Source organism: Brevibacterium aurantiacum, from assembly GCF_007558825.1.
GTDB lineage: Bacteria > Actinomycetota > Actinomycetes > Actinomycetales > Brevibacteriaceae > Brevibacterium > Brevibacterium aurantiacum_A.
The window spans coordinates 192371-210181 of the sequence record NZ_VLTK01000008.1; the positions used below are offsets into that span (position 1 = coordinate 192371).

The following is a 17811-nucleotide window of genomic DNA, read 5'->3' on the forward strand; positions in this document are numbered from 1 at the left end:
GATTACTCGTGTCCGGTTGTCGACGGCGAATCAGGTGTCATAGTCTTCGCCTCGGACCGTGTGGTGCCCCAGTTCGCGTGGTGCCCCAGTTCGTGTGGTGCCTGGATCAGATCGAGCCGGGACGACAGGCGGAGAAGCTGACCGTGAACTTCACCGCTGTGGAGGCCAGCACCACGGCGTAAGCCGGCCACATCACATCGAAGCTCTGGATCAGGAAGGCGAAGATCAGGGGTCCGGTCGCGGCCATCAGATAACCGCCTCCCTGAACGAACCCGGACAGTGCCGCCGAGGCCTCGGCGCTGCGCGAGCGCAGGGTGATCAGGGTCAGAGCCAGCGGGAAGGTCGAGATTCCGATGCCCAACAGGACCGTCCACAGCACCGGTGCTGCCTGAGGCATGAGCCACAGGCCGAGGTAACCGACAGCCAGACAGGCGCAGAAGGCCGCGACTATCGGCGACGCTGTGTGCATCTTCTGCGCGAGAAGCGGCAGGACGAACCCGAGGACGAGGGGAATGGCGGTCACGAGAGCGAGCATGGCTCCTGCGAATGCCGGGTCGAAGCCCGCTCGTGTCAGCAGGGAAGGCAGCCAGGTGAACAGGATGAAATTGTTGAATGAGGTCAGTCCGGTCATCGTCATCAGTGCCCAGGCCCGGCGGGTCTTCACCAGTCGCAGCAATTCGCTTCCGCCGACGACCGTGGCCGAGACCTGCGACCGGGGTGCAGGTCTGAGCACAGCGATCACTGCCCAGACGGCGATCCCCAGCGCCGCGGAGACAGCCCACACGAGCAGGGAACCGCGCCATTCGAACTGCGATGCCAGCGGCACCGCCACGAGTGGCGGGATGAAAGTCCCCAACTGCAGCAGACCCACGTGCACTGTCGACATCAGTGCGACACGGTCCGGGAAGTAGGACTTCACGATCGGTGGCACGACGACGTTGCCGATGCCCATGCCCAGCAGCGCGAGAACGCTGAGTGCCAAGAAGAGTGCGGGAGAGTCGACGATCGCGCGCAGGCCCAAGCCAGCCGTGATCATGATCATCACTGCCAATGAGATCGTCAGTCCGGAGAAGCGGTTGTACAGCCGTGGCGTGATGAAGCCGCTGATTCCGTAGAGCAGCGGCGGCAGCATCCCGATGATTGCAAGGAACACCGCGCTGAGATGGATCTCGGTGCCCATCGCATCCAGCAGCGGCGACAGGCCGGTCACGCCCGGGCGAAGGTTGAATGCTGCGACAACGATTCCGATGACGATCAGACCGGATGCCCACGCAGATTTCATGCTTGCATTTCTATCATCCTGTTCACCGCACCAGCGTCGGCGGGGTCAGTTCTCTTGTTTGAGTCCCTCGACCGGTGACAGCCGCGCGGCCCGTCTGGCCGGTGCCAGAGCGGAGAGCAGCCCCGCAAGGATAGCCACCAGCAGGATGCCCAAAGAGGAGGGAAGAGACCAGTCAACGATGAGCCGATTGGAATAGTCGTGCGTGACCAGATGGGTACCGACAATGCCGAGCGCACCGCCGAGGAGGAGCCCGATGAGCGCCGCAACTGAGGATATGAGGGTGGCTTCGAGAGCGAGCAGTGATCGCAGCTGGGAGATGCTCAGACCCAGGGCCCGGAGCAGGGAATTCTCCCGCCGACGTTCGATCACCGACAGGCTCACCGTGTTCGAGACACCGAGCAGGGCGATGAGGACCGCAACGAATAGGAGCGCCACAGCAGCGATGAGAAGCACGTCGATGAACTCGGAGTATTGGCCACGAGCCACTGCTGAACCGGCCACCTCGTCGCTGGTGACATCGAGTACTTCGGCCACGTCCTGCTGGATCCGAAAGACGTCTGAGACCGAAGCTTTCGGGTCGACCCTGACCAGAACGGACGTGGAGGTTGCGGACACGCCCAGGTCGTTGCCGACATCTGGGGTGGTGAAGTACACCAGACTCGAGTCACCGGCCTTCTCAACCGGAACCGTCGCCTCGGTGAGACCCTTGATGCGGATGCTGTCGGGAGCGAAGTCCTTGGGGACGAGCACTTTGCCGGCGACTGGGGCCTCGGCGCCCTCGCTGATGACCGTCTGCGCCGATTCGGGATCGATGACATAGAGCTCAGGGGGTGAGTCGCCGTGATCGCCGATCACCTGTGCCCGATGAGCGACGACGACGGCTTCCACGCCCGCGATGTCACGCACGCCATCGGCTTCGTCGCGGTCGACGGTGGTTTCGAGCGGGACAGCGATGTCGATGGGATAGCGCTGGTCGAGGCCGAAACCCATCGTGGCCTTCGTTGACATTCCGCCGACCAGAATCGTCGACACAAGGGTGACGCCGATGATGAGTGCGGTTGCGGTCGCTGCTGTTCGCCGGCGGTTGCGCAAGGTGTTCAGGGTGGCCAGTCGACCCGGGATACCGAAGGGGCTGAAGGCCAGGTCACCGATGGCCACGACAATCGGGGGAATGATCATCACGGAGCACAGCACAAGGCCGAAGACGAGAAGAGCTCCCCCAAGTGCGCCGCCCAGGATCCATGCCTGCGACTGTTCAATCAGATAGATCGAGGCGAGGAGGAGCACGACTCCGAGGCCGATGCTCGACCACCCGACGATGTGTCGCAGCCTGCTTTGGCGCGAAGGAGACAGCGCCTCGTCGAAGGGCTGCAGCGCCTCCAGCGGTGTCACCGCGATGGCGCTGCGGGCCGGTCGGATGGTGGCGAGCACCGTGAGAAGCACCCCGACGGCAACGCCGATCAACAATGCCGATGGGGGCACACTGAGGCTCAGATAGTCGAACTCCTTGGGCCAGATCTGCTTCGCTCCGGCAGCGAGGCAGAAGCTGAAGCCTGCCCCTGCAGCCACACCGATGATCGACCCGAGCAGCCCCACGACCGTACCCTCCGTGACCACAGACCCGTAGAGCTGAAGACGTGAGGCTCCCAGACAGCGCAGCAGTGCCAGTTCGCGTCTGCGCCCGGCCACGATGACGGAGAACGTGTTGGACACCACCAGTATCGCCACGATGACTGAGACGCCGGCGAAGGCCAGGAGCAGCCAGGTGATGACCTCGTTGCCGCCGGAAAGCCGTTCCGCTTTGACGTCGATGGCGTCGGAGACGGTCATCGCCTCCAGGCTCCCCTGCAGTGCAGAGTCGTCGATCGTCGCCTGCAGACGCGGGAGGACCGCGGCCGGATCCGCACCCGCGTCGAGCGCGATCTGGATCGCAATGACGTCGCCCTTTTGGGCGAAGTACTCCTGATAGCTCGCCGAGGTTGTCATTCCCCGGTGCATGCCTGCAGTCGCGGGACCGCTGCCCATGGAGGCCAGACCGACCACGGTGAACGTCGTGTTGCTCTGGCGAGGTCCCCGGTAGACGGGCATCGAATCTTCATCAGGTCCGACGGACACCGCGTCAACGGAGAAGCGGATCTCCTCGCCGATGCCCACACCCAGATCTGTCGCAGTGGCCTCATCCAGGACCAGATCCGTATTCGAATCGGGCCGTGTGCCTTCGGTGATGGAGAACGTATCCAGGCTCGTATCGGCGGGTGCAGGATTCAGAGCGAACGTGCTCTCAGAGAAGGACTGACCTCGACCTGTCGTCGTCGTGCGAGCACTGACGGCCGCACCGCTGACCCCGTCGACCCGTTCCAGAGGCTTCACCAGAGGAGAGACTTCCTGCCCATTGACGAAGACGTCCTGGCCCGGAACGATGACGAGATCCGATTCGGAGAATGTGTGCCCGACCGATTCCTGCAGGCTCGTCTGCAGGGATGAGCTGATGATCAGGGTCGAGGCGACGAATCCAGCCGCCAGCGCGATGCCGAGACCCACTGCGAGGAATCGCGCCCAGTGGATTCGGATCTCCGCCAGAGCGACTGCGATCACAGATCGCTCAGCTCACCCAGCGCGGAGACCACGGATTCCCTGCTCGGCTGCTGCACTTCTCCCCCGGCCCGTCCGTCCTTGAGCAGCACGACGCGATCGGCGTGGGAGGCGGCTACGGGGTCGTGGGTGACCAAGATGATCGTCTGCCCGTAGCGGGTGGTTGCGCCATGGAGCAGGGCCAGCACCTCTGCTCCTGCCTGGGAGTCGAGGTTGCCTGTGGGCTCATCGGCGAAGATCACGTCCGGGCGAGTCAGAAGAGCCCGAGCCACAGCAACGCGCTGCTGCTGGCCACCGGAGAGTTCGTGCGGTCGGTGTCTGAGCCGGTCCCCCAGCTCAAGACGCTCAACGACTTCTGCTTTCCACTCCGGATCGATCTTCTTGCGAGCCAGCGACACCGGCAGCTCGATGTTCTGTTCAGCGGTCAGTGTGGGAACAAGATTGAATGCTTGGAAGATGAATCCGACCCGGTCTCGCCGCAGTTGGGTCAGTTCTTTGTCATTGAGACCGGTAATCTCCTGGCCGCCCATCGTGATGGTTCCGGAATCCACTCTGTCGAGTCCGGCGAGGACGTGCATGAACGTGGACTTTCCTGAGCCCGAGGGTCCCATGATCGCGCTGAACCTGCCGGCTTCGAAGTTCACCGTGATGTCATCGAGGGCTGTCACAGCGGTGTCGCCGCGACCGAAGCTCTTACGCACCGATTGTGCGCTGAGCACGACATCGGCGTTCGTCACATCCGCAGGAGTCGACATCAGGGCCTTCATCAGCTGGTTGAGGTTGCTTAGGAACCACCATAATCGGTGGTAGCAGAAACCGCCCACCTCAGCTGATGAGGAGGACGGTGTGTGGTGCCCGCGACAGGATTCGAACCTACGACCTTCTGCTCCGGAGGCAGACGCTCTATCCACTGAGCTACGCGGGCAACGGGTGCAATGCTATCACCGACTTGTGGTGCTTCCCAAAACGGATCCGCGTGCAATCGAGTCTCGATTGCACGCGGATATCGGCATCAGGCGCCCTTGAGGTCCTTGCGGCCTGGAACATATTCCCAGTGCCAGAGTTCATAGGCGTTGCGCTTTGCCCAGTCGGGGTTCTCCCAACCGTACTTCTCACCGTTGGCGACGAGCCAGTCATACTGCACGCCGGTTCCGTTCTGAGTTCCCGCACCGAGATCCAGCGCGATTCCCCAGCCGTGGTTGGACGTGCCGGGGCGAGCAGCGAATCCGGGCTTGCGTTCCGCGACGGAGATCTGAGATTCCAGCGACCGATACGAGTCGGTGACTGCCAGTTCCTTTCCCGTGTCCTTCTTGAACGCAGCGTTCATCTTGGCAAAGGACACCGCAGCGTCCGAACGCAGCTGGTGGTTTCCGACGCCGATATCGCACAGCCACTCTTCGGGGACCTCACCGTTCGACGCCTCGCCCTTCGGAGCCTCGCCTTCGCATCCGGGAAGCACTGTTTTGGTGATGGCACGCGAAGCGGCCTCGACCTTGGTCTGTTTGGCGCTCGGGGCGCCGATGGCCATGCTCGTCTTCTCGTCGTCTGCCTTGATATCGGCGGAGACGGATTCAGAATTGATGGCGCGAGTCTGGCTATCGGCGGCAGTCTCGTCGACCTTGACTTCCTGATTGCCGCTCATGTTGCCTGCAACCATGACGGCGGCGATCGCGGTTCCTGTGACAGAGACAGTGGCCAAAGCCGAGAAGGTCGTCACACGACGTCGACGCACCGAACGCAGCAGTGAACCGTCAGATCCGCGGCTGCCCATGCGAGCGGCCACGAAGGCCGAACCGCCATGGTCGGGATGGGCCGAAGCTTCCTTGGCCATCGCGGCCCGACGGGGAGATCCAGCGGCGGCCCTGGCTTCTGCAGCCATCGCGGCACGACGCGGCGAAAGGGGTGCGGATGGAGTCGGGTCCGAATGCTGCGACACCGATGTCGCGGACTGCTTGGAAAAGACAGATGGCACAGGTGAAGCTGTGTGCTGCTTGCGCAGATCGCGACGGCGAACCAGTGGCATCTCTGCGGTCGAGGACTCACTCGACATATTACTCCGTACTGTTGTCCGTATTTCGGCCGCCATGTATCCGGGCGAACGAAAACCTTATGTCACAACACTATAACGAGGTCGTTACAGATTGTCACTTTCCGTTCATATGTGGCGTGTGACCTGGTGTTTAGCAAGTCTCAACCCCCACCAGAGCGTCACAGATCGGGTTTTTGCGGGCTCCGGCGGGGGCCTTTAGTAACATATTGTTACAAAAGAACAGGCATTTGGATGACGTGTGTCACACATTCATCACCGTACCTGAGTGATGTCATGCTCAGTATTCGTGTCGGCCCCGCTGCATGGCGTCCTGGACTTCCCCGACGAGTTCTTCCAAGACGTCTTCGAGGAAGAGCAGTCCCAGCACGTTCCCGTCTGCAGACACGACCCTGGCAACGTGAATGCCGACCTTCTGCATCTGGGAGAGGGCCTCTTCGACTTCGTCACCCGCAGTCACCGTGAACAGGGGGCGGAATCTCTTCGTCGGAACCGGTGCACCGTATTCGAGCGTGCTGTCGGCATAGAGGACGTCTTTGATATGGAGGTAGTCCTGCGGATATCCGTCTTCGTCGGTGACGAAATAGCGCGAGAACCCGGTCTTTCCGACCAGGGTGACGAGCTCATCAGGAGTCACACTGGAGGAGATGGTGATCAGTTCGGACATCGGGACCATGATGTCGGCGGCTGTTTTGTCGCTGAACTCCAGTGCACCCTTGAGAAGCCCGGTGTCGTCGGTGAGCAGACCTTCGCGTTTGGACTCGGCGACGATCGACTCAACCTGCTCGATCGTGAACGCCTCGTTGACCTCGTCGCGTGCTTCGATCTTGAACAGGTGCAGGATCGAGTTGGCCAGACCGTTGAGCGGTTTGATGACGAAGCCGAAGACGCGGGAGAGGAAGACGAGCGGGGGCGCCAGCAGCATCACGGCGCGAGCCGAGGCTGCCAGAGCTATGTTCTTCGGCACCATCTCGCCGATTACGACATGCAGATATGTGACGACTCCCAGAGACAGAATGAAAGAGATCGTCGAGGACAACCCGGCCGGAATGCCCAGCCCTTCCAGCGGCCCTGACAGGAGATGGTGGATGGCCGGCTCTGCCACATTGCCCAACAGCAGAGAGCACACGGTGATTCCGAGTTGGCAGATCGCCAACATCACCGAGACATGCTCCATCGCGTAGAGAGCGGTCTTCGCCGCGGATGACCCCTCCTGAGCCCGGGGCTCGAGCTGTGATCGTTTGGCCGCGACCACCGCGAATTCGGCTGCGACGAAGAAGGCGTTGCCCAGAAGCAGTACGACGAGCCAGATAAGGCCGAACCAGTCAGTGCTCATCAGAATTCACCACCCTGTTCATAGCCGGCTGCGTCGGTCGCACGAAGGAGAATGCGCAATCTCTCGACCCGGCGACCATGCATCCGTTCGACACGGATCAGCGCGTCATCAGTTCGGATCTGGTCCCCTGGTTCTGGGATCCTCCCCAGTTCTTTGAGGACGAAGCCCGCCAGAGTCTCATAATCGGAATCTTCCGGTATCTCGAGTCCGATCGTCGACGAAACTTCGTCGGGACGAAGCTGTCCCGGAACGATCCATGTGCCATCCCGAGCCGGCCGCGCCGCCACACGCATCCGATCATGCTCATCGGCGACCTCACCGACGAGTTCTTCGACGACATCCTCGAGCGTCACGACACCGGCGGTGCCGCCGAATTCGTCGACGACGACGGCCAGCTGCAGGCCCTTGGCGCGAAGCTCCATGAGGAGCGGATCGAGCCGGAGAGTTTCAGGAATCTCTGTCACCTCGGTCATCAGTCCTCCGGCGTATGCATCGTCACGATTGGGCAGCGGAACCGCAAATGCCTGTTTGACATGGACGACGCCGACGATGTGATCCTTATCTTCGCCGGCGACCGGGAAGCGAGAGAACCCTGTCTCTCGGGCCTGTTCGATGATCGCTCGCGCGGTCGTATCCTTGAACACCGATGACATGCGTGTGCGCGGAGTCATCACGTCCTCTGCGGTGCGCTCGGAGAAACTCAGAGTCCGTTCGAGGAGGTCGGCGGTCTGCTCATCGAGCATTCCCTCTTCAGCGGAGTGACGCACCAGAGATGTCAGCTCTTCGGGCGACCGACCGACCGAGCCCTCTTCCTGAGGCTCGATGCCGAAGGACAGAAGAATCTTGTTCGCGGTGCCGTTGAGCACGCTGATCACGGGCTTGAAGACGAGGGAGAAGGCATACTGCATCGGCGCGGCAATGCGGCCGGTTGCCAACGGCACTGCGATCGCCAGATTCTTGGGCACCAGTTCGCCGAAGATCATCGACAGGAACGTGGACACGATGAGAGCGATCGCCAGGGCGATCGGGGCTGCCAGACCCGGACTCGCGCCCAACGATTCGAAGACTGGAGCCAGGAGCTTGCCCAGGGATGGTTCCATCAGATAACCGGTCAGCAGGGTCGTGATGGTGATGCCCACCTGGGCCGCGGACAGCTGCGTGGACAGGTGGGTCATCGAACGACGGAGAGTCTTGGCCCCGAACATACCGTCGTCCACCGCTTTGTCCGCGGTGTGACGATCGAGCGTGAGAAGGGAGAACTCGGCAGCGACGAAGACGCCGGTGCCGCAGATGAGGATGAGGGCTAACGCAAGGTAGAACCATTCCATCAGTGACGATCCCCGCCGTTCGCGGTCAGGAGATCGGAGTAGGTGATGAGATCGAGCCTCAACGGGTGAGGGTCGTCGTCTGGGGCGCCGGCTTCCCGCCGGCTGGGACTGTCACTGTGCATGGCTAGATCTTACCAACTCCGGGACAGAGGGCGGCCTTCATCGTAGCCTGCAGCGCTCTGAACTCCGACCGTTGCGAGTTCCGCAAATTCCCCGAGACTGCGGGCTCCTGCATAGGTGAATGAGCTGCGTACGCCCGAAGTGATGCCGTCGAGCAGATCCTCGACACCGGGAGATTCTGGGTCAATGTACATCGTCGACGAAGAAATGCCCTCTTCGAACAGGCCCTTGCGTGCGCGGGAGAAAGCAGACTCCGTCCGAGTCCTGTTCGCCACTGCCCGCGCCGAAGCCATGCCGAAGCTCTCCTTGTATTTGCGGCCTTCACCGTCGACAAGAAGATCACCCGGAGACTCGTGGGTGCCGGCGAACCACGAGCCGACCATGACCTGTGATGCGCCTGCGGCGAGAGCCAGCGCCACATCCCGGGGATAGCGCACTCCTCCGTCCGCCCAGACATGAGCACCCAGCTGCCTGGCAGCCTCGGCGCATTCGCGAACAGCAGAGAACTGCGGACGGCCGACGGCCGTCATCATGCGCGTCGTGCACATAGCACCGGGGCCGACACCGACCTTGATGATCTGAGCACCGGCCGAAACGAGGTCGCGAACACCATCGGCGGTGACGACGTTGCCGGCGACGATGGGAACTCCCAGGTCAGCGCCCGCGATCGAGCTCAAGGTGTCGAGCATCTTCACCTGATGGCCGTGGGCAGTGTCGACGACCAGCACATCGGCACCGGCTGAGACCAGCGCAGAGGCTCGGTCGACGGCGTTGCCGTTGACTCCGACCGCCACTGCGATCTTCAGTCTGTTCTGATCATCGAGGTTGGGGGCGTAGATCGATGACCGAAGCAGCGACTTGGGAGTCAGGGACCCCAGCACCCTGTCACTGTCATCGACGACGGCTGCGAAAGGGGTCCGGGCCTCGTTCATGGACTCGAACAGAGACTCCAGTTGTGCGCCATCGGACCAGTCGATGTCCGAAGCCCGGATGACATGTGGCGACGGTTCGAGCAGCGAAGACACCGCAGTGAACCGGTCGACGCCTTTGAGACTCGTCGAATCGATCACCCCGGCGAGCTTGCCGGAGTCGTCGACGACCACTCCGTAGCCGTGGGACCGTTTGGCCAGGACGTGCAGTGCGCTCAGCACTGTGTCCTCCGGGGAGAACCGCAGCGCCGAATCGAAGACGCGATCGCGACTCTTCACCCACTCGATCGTGTCCTGGGCAGCAGATAGGGGGATGTCCTGCGGCAGAACAGCGAGGCCACCTCGGCGAGCCATGGTCTCCGCCATCCGACGACCGGACACGGCGGTCATATTTGCAGCGACGATCGGTGTCGTCGAGCCGGTCGGATCGGTCGTCGACAGGTCGACGTCGAACCGGGAAGTCAGTGAGGACGAATTGGGAACCAGGAACACATCTGAGTACGTCAGATCATTATTCGGGTCATTTGAGATGAAACGCATAACACTATTGTCCCCTATGCGGACATACTCGGGTACATCGCGTTAGGCTGGTCATGTCGTTAAGCAGCAATTCTTGAATCAGGAAGTAGGCGATCAACGCCGTGTCCGTCAATACTCCGAACCGCACCGTCGACGACTTCGGGTCGAATGAGTGGTTGGTCGAGGAATTGTATGAACAGTACAAGTCCGATAAGAACTCCGTCGACCAATCATGGTGGCCGTTCTTCGACAAGTACGAAAAGAACGGGGATGGAGCAGCAGCGAAGACTGCAGACGCCAAACCCGCAGCGAAGACCGGCACCAAGCCGGCCGCGAAGTCAGCATCGAAGGCTCCTGCGAAGCCGGCCGACAAGTCCGCCAAGGACACCTCGGGCGCAGACTCTGTTGCGGATGACAGTCCCCGCGGAATCTCCCCGTCTTCGGCACAGACCGAGACTCTGAAGGCCGAGACCAAGTCCGTGCCCAAGGTCGTCGTGAAGGACACTGAGCCGAAGCCGGCTCCCGAAGAGACCGTGACTCCGTTGCGCGGTCCGGCGAAGCTGATCGCCAAGAACATGGACGATTCGATCGAAGTTCCCACGGCCACGTCCGTGCGGGCGCTGCCGGCAAAGGCACTCATCGACAATCGAATCGTCATCAACTCGCACCTCAAGCGGACCCGTGGTGGAAAGGTCTCCTTCACTCACCTCATCGGCTTCGCAGTCATCCGAGCTCTGCAGAACTTCCCCTCCCAGAACGTGTCCTACGATGTCCGTGACGGCAAGCCCGTCATGGTTTCCCCCGCACACGTGAACTTCGGTCTCGCGATCGACGTGCCGAAGAAGGACGGTTCGCGCACTCTTCTGGTGCCGAACGTCAAGAAGGCTGAGACTCTGACCTTCCGCCAGTTCGTCGATGCCTACGACGGCCTCGTCGACAAGGCTCGGCAGGGAAAGCTCACAGCTGACGACTTCGCGGGCACGTCGGTCTCACTGACCAACCCCGGCGGAATCGGTACCGTACACTCCGTGCCTCGTCTGACCAAGGGACAGGGATGCATCATCGGCGTCGGTGCACTCGACTACCCGGCAGAGTTCCAGGGTGCCAGCCAGCACACGATCAACAAGCTGGCCGTCTCCAAGGTCCTGACTCTGACGTCCACCTACGATCACCGTGTGATCCAGGGCGCAGGATCCGGTGAGTTCCTCAAGCTCGTCCACAGCTACCTGCTCGGCGAGGACGGCTTCTACGACGACGTCTTCGAGTCGCTGCGACTGCCCTACGAGCCCGTGCGCTGGGTGCCTGACGTCTCGGCCGAAGACCAGGACGATGTCAATAAGACCGCCCGCGTCATCGAACTCATCGACGCCTACCGCACCCGCGGACACCTTATGGCGAACATCGATCCGCTCGTGTACCGTCAGCGCTCGCACCCAGACCTCGACATCAATCAACACGGTCTGACCCTGTGGGATCTCGAACGCGAGTTCCCCACCGGCGGCTTCGGGGCCAAGCCGATGATGCCCTTCCGCAACATCCTCGGTCTCCTGCGCGAGAGCTACTGCCGGACCATCGGCTTCGAATACATGCACATCGCCGATCCGCTGCAGCGCCGTTGGTTCCAGGCCAAGATCGAGGTTCCGCATCAGGAGCTGACTCGATCTGAGCAGGGACACATCCTCGGTCGCCTCAACGCGGCCGAAGCCTTCGAGACCTTCCTGCAGACGAAGTACATCGGTCAGAAGCGCTTCAGCCTCGAGGGCGGCGAGTCAGCCATCGTCCTCCTCGACGAAGTCCTCAACCAGTCGGCTGACACCGGCATGGAACAGGTCGCAATCGGCATGGCCCATCGTGGACGTCTCAACGTGCTCACGAACATCGCAGGCAAGTCCTACGCACAGATGTTCCGTGAGTTCGACGGAACGATGTCTCCGGACAGCGTTCAGGGCTCCGGCGACGTCAAGTACCACTTGGGCACCGAGGGATCCTTCACGTCGCCTGCTGGCAATTCGACCGATGTCTACGTCGCGGCCAATCCCAGCCACCTCGAGACCGTCGATCCGATCCTCGAAGGCATCGTGCGCGCCAAGCAGGACTTCATCGACCAGGGAGAAGCCGGTTTCACCGTGCTTCCCGTCCTCGTCCACGGCGACGCGGCGTTCGCAGGTCAGGGTGTCGTGACCGAGACCCTCAACCTCTCGGAGCTGCGCGGCTACCGAACCGGTGGCACGATCCACATCATCATCAACAACCAGGTCGGCTTCACAACCCCTCCCGCCTCGGCCCGCTCGTCCTTCTACTGCACCGACGTTGCGAAGTCGATCAACGCACCGATCTTCCACGTCAACGGGGATGACCCCGAAGCCGTCGTCAGAGCAGCACGACTCGCGTTCGAATACCGTCAGGAATTCAACCGCGACGTCATCATCGACCTCGTCTGCTACCGCCGGCGCGGACACAACGAGGGCGACGATCCGTCGATGACGCAGCCGCTGATGTACTCCCTCATCGAGAAGAAGGGTTCGGTGCGCAAGCTGTACACCGAATCGCTTGTCGGCAGGAAGTGCATCACCGATGAGGAAGCCAGCGAAGCGCTCAAGGACTACCAGTCGAAGCTGGAATCGGCGTTCGCCGAGACAAAGGAAGCCGAGACCGGCTCCGACGACGGCGATGCCTTCAACGCACCGCATGTGCCCAGTGACATCGAAGCGTTCAACAATGCCGAGACCGCGATCAGCACGGAGACGCTGCACCACATCGGTGAGACCTTCGCCGCTGTTCCGGAGAACTTCACCATCCACAAGAAGCTGCGTGCCCTCCTCGAGAAGCGCAAGGAGATGTCGCTGTCCGGCGGAATCGACTGGGGCTTCGCTGAGCTGCTGGCCTTCGGCTCGCTGCTCATGGACGGAATTCCTGTTCGCCTCGCCGGCCAGGACTCGCGTCGCGGCACGTTCGTGCAGCGCCATTCGGTGCTTATCGACGCCGTCAACGGCAACGAGTGGACGCCGTTGCAGAACCTCAGCGACGAACAGGCCCGGTTCTGGGTCTATGATTCGCTGTTGAGCGAGTACGCGGCGGTCGGCTTCGAATACGGCTATTCGGTCGAGCGCAAGGATGCACTGGTGGCTTGGGAAGCTCAGTTCGGTGACTTCGCGCAGGGTGCCCAATCCGTCATCGACGAGTTCATCTCGTCCTCGGAACAGAAGTGGCAGCAGAACTCCGGCGTCGTCATGCTCCTGCCCCACGGATACGAGGGACAGGGCCCCGACCACTCCTCTGCTCGCATCGAGCGCTACCTGCAGCTGTGTGCCGAGTCGAACATGACGGTGGCTCTGCCATCGAATGGTGCGTCGTACTTCCACCTGCTGCGTCGCCACGCGATGACGACGAACAAGCGTCCGCTCATCGTTTTCACCCCGAAGTCGATGCTGCGACTCAAGGCCGCGGCCAACTCTCCCGAGGACTTCACCTCGGGAACGTTCGAGGCCGTCATAGACGATGCCGTCGTCGATCCCGAAAAGGTCGACCGTGTCGTGATGGTCTCCGGCAAGCTCTACTGGGAGCTGCTGGCTCAGCGGGAGAAGCGTGAAGACACGAAGACTGCACTCGTGCGTGTCGAACAGCTCTACCCGCTTGACGAAGACTCCATCGCGGCTCTGCTCGACCGGTACCCTGACAGCGCAGAGCTGATCTGGGCACAGGAAGAGCCTGAGAACCAGGGAGCCTGGCCATTCATGGCGCTGAACATGCCACAGCTGCTGGGCGACCGTGAGATCACCGTGATCTCTCGTCCTGCCTCCGCTGCGACTGCAACCGGACTCAAGCATGTCCACGAAGTCCAGCAGCAGGAAGTCATCGACCGGATCTTCCGCCGGTGAGCACCGTGACTCCGACGACTGTTGCTGTGATCGGTGGCCCCCTGGTCGCCGGTCACGGCGATGGTCGTGGTCTCGGGTGGGTTGGACGCGTCACTGCCAGGACGTTGCCCAGCCTGCCCGATCTCAGGGTCTTTCCTTTGGCAGTGCCGCACGAGGACTCTTCTGGTCTGCATGCCCGCACCATCGCCGAGGCGTCCCTGAGGTACACCTCGGACGGTGACAATCGGCTGGTCCTTGCTTTGGGTTCGGGAGATCTCGATTCGGGTCGTTCCGTCGCCCGTGCCCGTCTAGATGTGGCCAATGTTCTCGACGAGGCACTGGCACTGAAGGTTTCGGCGTTCGTCATCGGGCCTCCCCCTGAGTACAACTCCGAGCGCAATCGTGGAATCGCTGAGCTCAATACGAGCTTCTCGGATGTCGCAAAACGACGCGGCATCGCTTATGTCGATACGTTCACGCCCCTGCTCGGCCATCCTGTGTGGCAGCGGGAGATCGCATCCTCGCGTGACCATCTTCCCGGACAGGAAGGCTACGGTCTGCTCGCCTGGCTGGTTCTGCACCGGGGGTGGTTCCCGTGGCTCGGCGTCCAGGATGCCATGGGCGATTCCTGATCTCCGCGCTGCCGTCTCAACCGCAGGAGCCTGGTCCTTGAGGCATGGGTGACACTTTGCCCAGGCACAGTCGTCATGAAAGAATGAAGCATCTAGTGAAGGAGTGTAGTCATGAGCAAGCGCAGCCGTAAGCGTCACGACCGTCGTCGTTCCAACGCGAACCATGGTAAGCGTCCGAACGGCTGATTCTTTCGAATCAGCTCAGGACATGTGAAGAGGGCGGGGAGAATATCTATTCTTCCCGTCCTCTTCATGTGCGCCGTCCTCTTCATGTGCGCTGCAGGCGACTAAGCTCCAGCTCCGGGCCAGACTGTCTGTTCAGTGGCAATGCGCTGACGAATCTTCTCACGCAGTCCCATCGGTGCCTCTTCCCGGCTGCAGGACCTGCGCACCAGCTCCTTGAGCAGTGCCTCGATCTCATACTCGTCGTGGCACGACGGACATTGTTCGAGGTGCACCGAGATCTCACGGATCTCCGTCGTAGTCAGCTCCCCGTCAAGATAATGGTAGATGCGCGTCAGAGACTCCGCACGCACACTCTCACAGCATTCATCGCTCATTTCGCACCTCCCGCAGGTTTGGAGAAGCCGCGATCCGCAGCGTAATCGGCCAATCTCTCACGCAGCTGACGGCGCCCCCGATGCAAACGCGACATCACCGTGCCGATAGGCGTATCCATGATCTCAGCGATCTCCTTGTACGGCAGACCTTCGACATCGGCATAGTAGACCACCATGCGGAAGTCCTCCGGAAGCTCCGACAACGCGTCTTTGACGTCGGAGTCAGGCAGATGGTCGAGCGCTTCGAGTTCCGCCGAGCGGCCCCCGGAGGAGGAATGACTCGCGGCTTGGGCGATCTGCCAGTCCTCGATGTCCTCACTGCCGTGTTCCTGCGGCTGACGCTGCTTCTTCCGGTAGTTGTTGATGAACGTGTTCGTCAGAATCCTGTACAGCCATGCCTTGAGGTTGGTTCCCGGCTTGTATTGGTGGAACGCCGCGTAGGCCTTCGCGTAGGCCTCTTGGACGAGATCCTCGGCATCGGCAGGATTTCGGGTCATCCGCAGAGCAGTTGCGTAGAGCTGATTGAGATATTCCAGAGCGTCACGCTCGAAACGGGCCGAACGTTCGGCCTTGGTCTCGGGGACTTCTTTGACTGATTCGGTCATCGTAGTCAATGGTACGCCCGTTCTCTCTAGGACGGCAGTGGCGTTCACAGACTTCTCCTTCTGCCTTTCGACTCGGCACCGGCAGGATCGCCCTCACCGGTGCGTGTTCTCTGATCAACACCGGGGCGAGCCCCCACTATTCCCGGACAACCGTTATGCTTGCCAGTGAGATGCCCGACACGTAGGAAGGACCATAGTGTCTCCAATCAGATTCCTGGCACGGCCCATGTTGGCCGCCGGCTACATCAGCAACGGGGTCGATCGTCTGCGCCGACCAGAAGCGGCAGCCGCATCGATCGGTCCGCTGCTGAACATGGCACGCAAGCAGATCGACGTGCCCATCGACGCACCTACCTTGGCACGCGCCACTGGGGCGGCTCAGGTCGCTGCTGGATCGTTGCTGGCTATCGGCAGATTCCCTCGTCTCAGCGCCACGATCCTCGTCGGCACCTACCTCCTCGACACCGTCGGTGAACGTATCGCAGCGGAAAAGGCGACTTCGAAGGAAGACAAACGGGCGCGCACAGAGCGCACCCTGATCCGCACCTCGATGCTCGGCGGCGCGCTGCTGGCCAGTGTCGACACAGCGGGCAAGCCAGGACTCTGGTGGCGCACGCAGCATGCCGCCGAAGATCTCTGGTCCTCGGTCGAAGACACCTCGAAACAGGCAATGAGTGCACTTGGCGTTGACTGACACACCCGATCTCACTGCACCCGCCACCGGCGACTGGCTTGCTCCGGTCGCCGGTGGCGGCGTCACCGCGAATGTCAGCGTCCCCGGTTCGAAGTCCCTCACCAACCGCTATCTCATCCTCGCTGCTCTAGCCGAATCCGAGTCGATTGTGCGCGGATGGCTGCGCAGCCGTGACACGCTGCTCATGGTCGAGGCGCTGAGAGCGCTCGGGGCCGACATCGACGAAGTCGACGGCAGCCTGCACATCACCCCCATTGATTTCGCCGCACACCGTGAAGATCCTCCGATCACCATCGACTGCGGTCTCGCCGGAACCGTGATGCGCTTCGTTCCTCCGCTCGCCGCCGCCACCGGACGCGAGATCGTCCTCGATGGCGACGAGCAGGCCAGGGTCAGGCCGATGTCAGTCATCATCGACGCTCTCACCCGCCTCGGCGCCTCCATCACCGCAGAGAACAACCTGCTGCCGATGACGATCCACTCACAATCCCACCTTCGTGGTGGGCACCTTGAGATCGACGCCAGCGCCTCCAGCCAATTCGTTTCGGGGATGCTCCTGACTGCCCCTGCGCTGCCCCTGGGAATCGAGCTCGTCAATCGCGGCGGTTCCGTGCCCAGCCGGGCCCACGTCGACATGACCATCGAAGTCCTCGCCGATGCGGGGGTCGACGTCACAGAGCCCGAACCCGAACGGTGGATCGTCGAGCCTGGCCTGCCACGCGGACTCGATGTCCACGTCGAACCGGATCTGTCGAACGCAGCAGCCTTCGTCGCCGCGGCCATGGCCACCAACGGCGATGTCACCGTCCTCGACTGGCCAGCTCATACGACACAGGCCGGTGACGGATTCCGATCCATCGCCGAAGCCTTCGGCGGTACTGTGACCCTGGACCGCAATGGTCTGCGGGTTCAGGGGCCCGAAGTCCTGCAAGCTGTTGACCTCGATCTCTCTGCCATCGGTGAACTCACGCCCGTCGTAGCTGCCCTGGCAGCACTCGCCGACGGCACGTCCAATCTGACTGGGATCGGCCATCTCCGTGGGCATGAGACCGATCGGCTCTCGGCCCTTCGCCGCGAGCTCGGTGCCATCGGCATCGACGTCGACGAACAGCCGACGTCTCTGAGGATCACCGGTTCGGCCCCGCGCCGAGGAACGTGGCATACGTACAACGATCACCGGATGGTCATGGCCGGAGCCATTCTCGGTCTGCACGTCGATGGACTGGTCATCGAGAACGCCGACACTGTGGCGAAGACACTGCCCGAATTCACCCAGCTGTGGGAAGACATGCTCAGTCGGCGCGCCTGAG

At 61.9% G+C, this 17811-nt stretch carries 15 protein-coding genes and 1 tRNA gene; 5 read left to right on the forward strand and 11 right to left on the reverse strand.

Annotated features, from left to right (window positions below; all coding sequences use genetic code 11):
• Nucleotides 1–106: 106 nt before the first annotated feature.
• The 9 genes from FO013_RS14760 to guaB1 form a co-directional block, all read right to left on the reverse strand.
• Nucleotides 107–1282: an MFS transporter gene (locus FO013_RS14760; RefSeq protein ID WP_143923316.1), complete on the reverse strand. Its 1176-nt coding sequence runs from the start codon at nt 1280–1282 to the stop codon at nt 107–109.
• 45 nt (nt 1283–1327) lie between these two features.
• Nucleotides 1328–3877, reverse strand: a complete 2550-nt coding sequence (locus FO013_RS14765; RefSeq protein WP_143923317.1) for an FtsX-like permease family protein — start codon at nt 3875–3877, stop codon at nt 1328–1330.
• Complete coding sequence (locus tag FO013_RS14770; protein WP_186293134.1) at nt 3874–4629, reverse strand: ABC transporter ATP-binding protein; 756 nt, start codon at nt 4627–4629, stop codon at nt 3874–3876. Before FO013_RS14770 ends, FO013_RS14765 begins: the two co-directional genes overlap by 4 nt.
• Before the next feature lie 94 nt (nt 4630–4723).
• Nucleotides 4724–4799: transfer RNA gene (locus FO013_RS14775), tRNA-Arg, on the reverse strand.
• Nucleotides 4800–4886: 87 nt separating this feature from the next.
• Entirely contained in the window at nt 4887–5924 is a 1038-nt protein-coding gene (locus FO013_RS14780) for a M15 family metallopeptidase (protein WP_143923319.1), read from the reverse strand.
• Nucleotides 5925–6201: 277 nt separating this feature from the next.
• Nucleotides 6202–7257 carry a hemolysin family protein gene (locus FO013_RS14785; RefSeq protein WP_143923320.1) on the reverse strand — a complete coding sequence of 352 codons (1056 nt, stop codon included), beginning with the start codon at nt 7255–7257 and terminating at the stop codon, nt 6202–6204.
• Nucleotides 7257–8585 (reverse strand): hemolysin family protein, encoded by a 1329-nt coding sequence (locus tag FO013_RS14790; protein ID WP_143923321.1) that lies wholly within the window; start codon nt 8583–8585, stop codon nt 7257–7259. The genes FO013_RS14785 and FO013_RS14790 overlap by 1 nt, the downstream gene beginning before the upstream one ends.
• Nucleotides 8585–8707, reverse strand: a complete 123-nt coding sequence (locus FO013_RS22920) for a hypothetical protein (protein ID WP_260848174.1) — start codon at nt 8705–8707, stop codon at nt 8585–8587. The genes FO013_RS14790 and FO013_RS22920 overlap by 1 nt, the downstream gene beginning before the upstream one ends.
• Before the next feature lie 9 nt (nt 8708–8716).
• On the reverse strand, nt 8717–10174 hold the full coding sequence (guaB1, locus tag FO013_RS14795) for a GMP reductase (protein WP_143923322.1): 1458 nt from the start codon (nt 10172–10174) through the stop codon (nt 8717–8719).
• 101 nt (nt 10175–10275) lie between these two features.
• On the opposite strand from guaB1, the gene FO013_RS14800 reads away from it, so the two are divergent.
• From FO013_RS14800 to FO013_RS23290, 3 genes are all read left to right on the forward strand, one after another.
• On the forward strand, nt 10276–14031 hold the full coding sequence (locus FO013_RS14800; protein WP_143923323.1) for a multifunctional oxoglutarate decarboxylase/oxoglutarate dehydrogenase thiamine pyrophosphate-binding subunit/dihydrolipoyllysine-residue succinyltransferase subunit: 3756 nt from the start codon (nt 10276–10278) through the stop codon (nt 14029–14031).
• Nucleotides 14028–14642, forward strand: coding sequence for a GDSL-type esterase/lipase family protein (locus tag FO013_RS14805; RefSeq protein WP_143923324.1), 615 nt, complete (start codon nt 14028–14030; stop codon nt 14640–14642). The genes FO013_RS14800 and FO013_RS14805 overlap by 4 nt, the downstream gene beginning before the upstream one ends.
• Nucleotides 14643–14753: 111 nt before the next feature.
• Complete coding sequence (locus tag FO013_RS23290) at nt 14754–14828, forward strand: 50S ribosomal protein bL37 (RefSeq protein ID WP_373270343.1); 75 nt, start codon at nt 14754–14756, stop codon at nt 14826–14828.
• 101 nt (nt 14829–14929) lie between these two features.
• Here FO013_RS23290 and rsrA read toward each other — a convergent pair whose 3' ends face one another.
• A complete protein-coding gene (rsrA, locus tag FO013_RS14810) occupies nt 14930–15202 on the reverse strand; it encodes a mycothiol system anti-sigma-R factor (RefSeq protein WP_143923325.1) in 273 nt (90 codons plus the stop codon).
• Nucleotides 15199–15807 (reverse strand): sigma-70 family RNA polymerase sigma factor, encoded by a 609-nt coding sequence (locus FO013_RS14815; protein ID WP_143923326.1) that lies wholly within the window; start codon nt 15805–15807, stop codon nt 15199–15201. Before FO013_RS14815 ends, rsrA begins: the two co-directional genes overlap by 4 nt.
• 196 nt (nt 15808–16003) lie before the next feature.
• On the opposite strand from FO013_RS14815, the gene FO013_RS14820 reads away from it, so the two are divergent.
• Complete coding sequence (locus tag FO013_RS14820) at nt 16004–16501, forward strand: DoxX family protein (RefSeq protein ID WP_143923327.1); 498 nt, start codon at nt 16004–16006, stop codon at nt 16499–16501.
• The gene (gene aroA, locus FO013_RS14825) at nt 16494–17810 is read left to right on the forward strand and encodes a 3-phosphoshikimate 1-carboxyvinyltransferase (RefSeq protein ID WP_143923328.1); all 1317 of its coding nucleotides are present in this window, start codon (nt 16494–16496) and stop codon (nt 17808–17810) included. Before FO013_RS14820 ends, aroA begins: the two co-directional genes overlap by 8 nt.
• Nucleotide 17811: the final 1 nt, after the last annotated feature.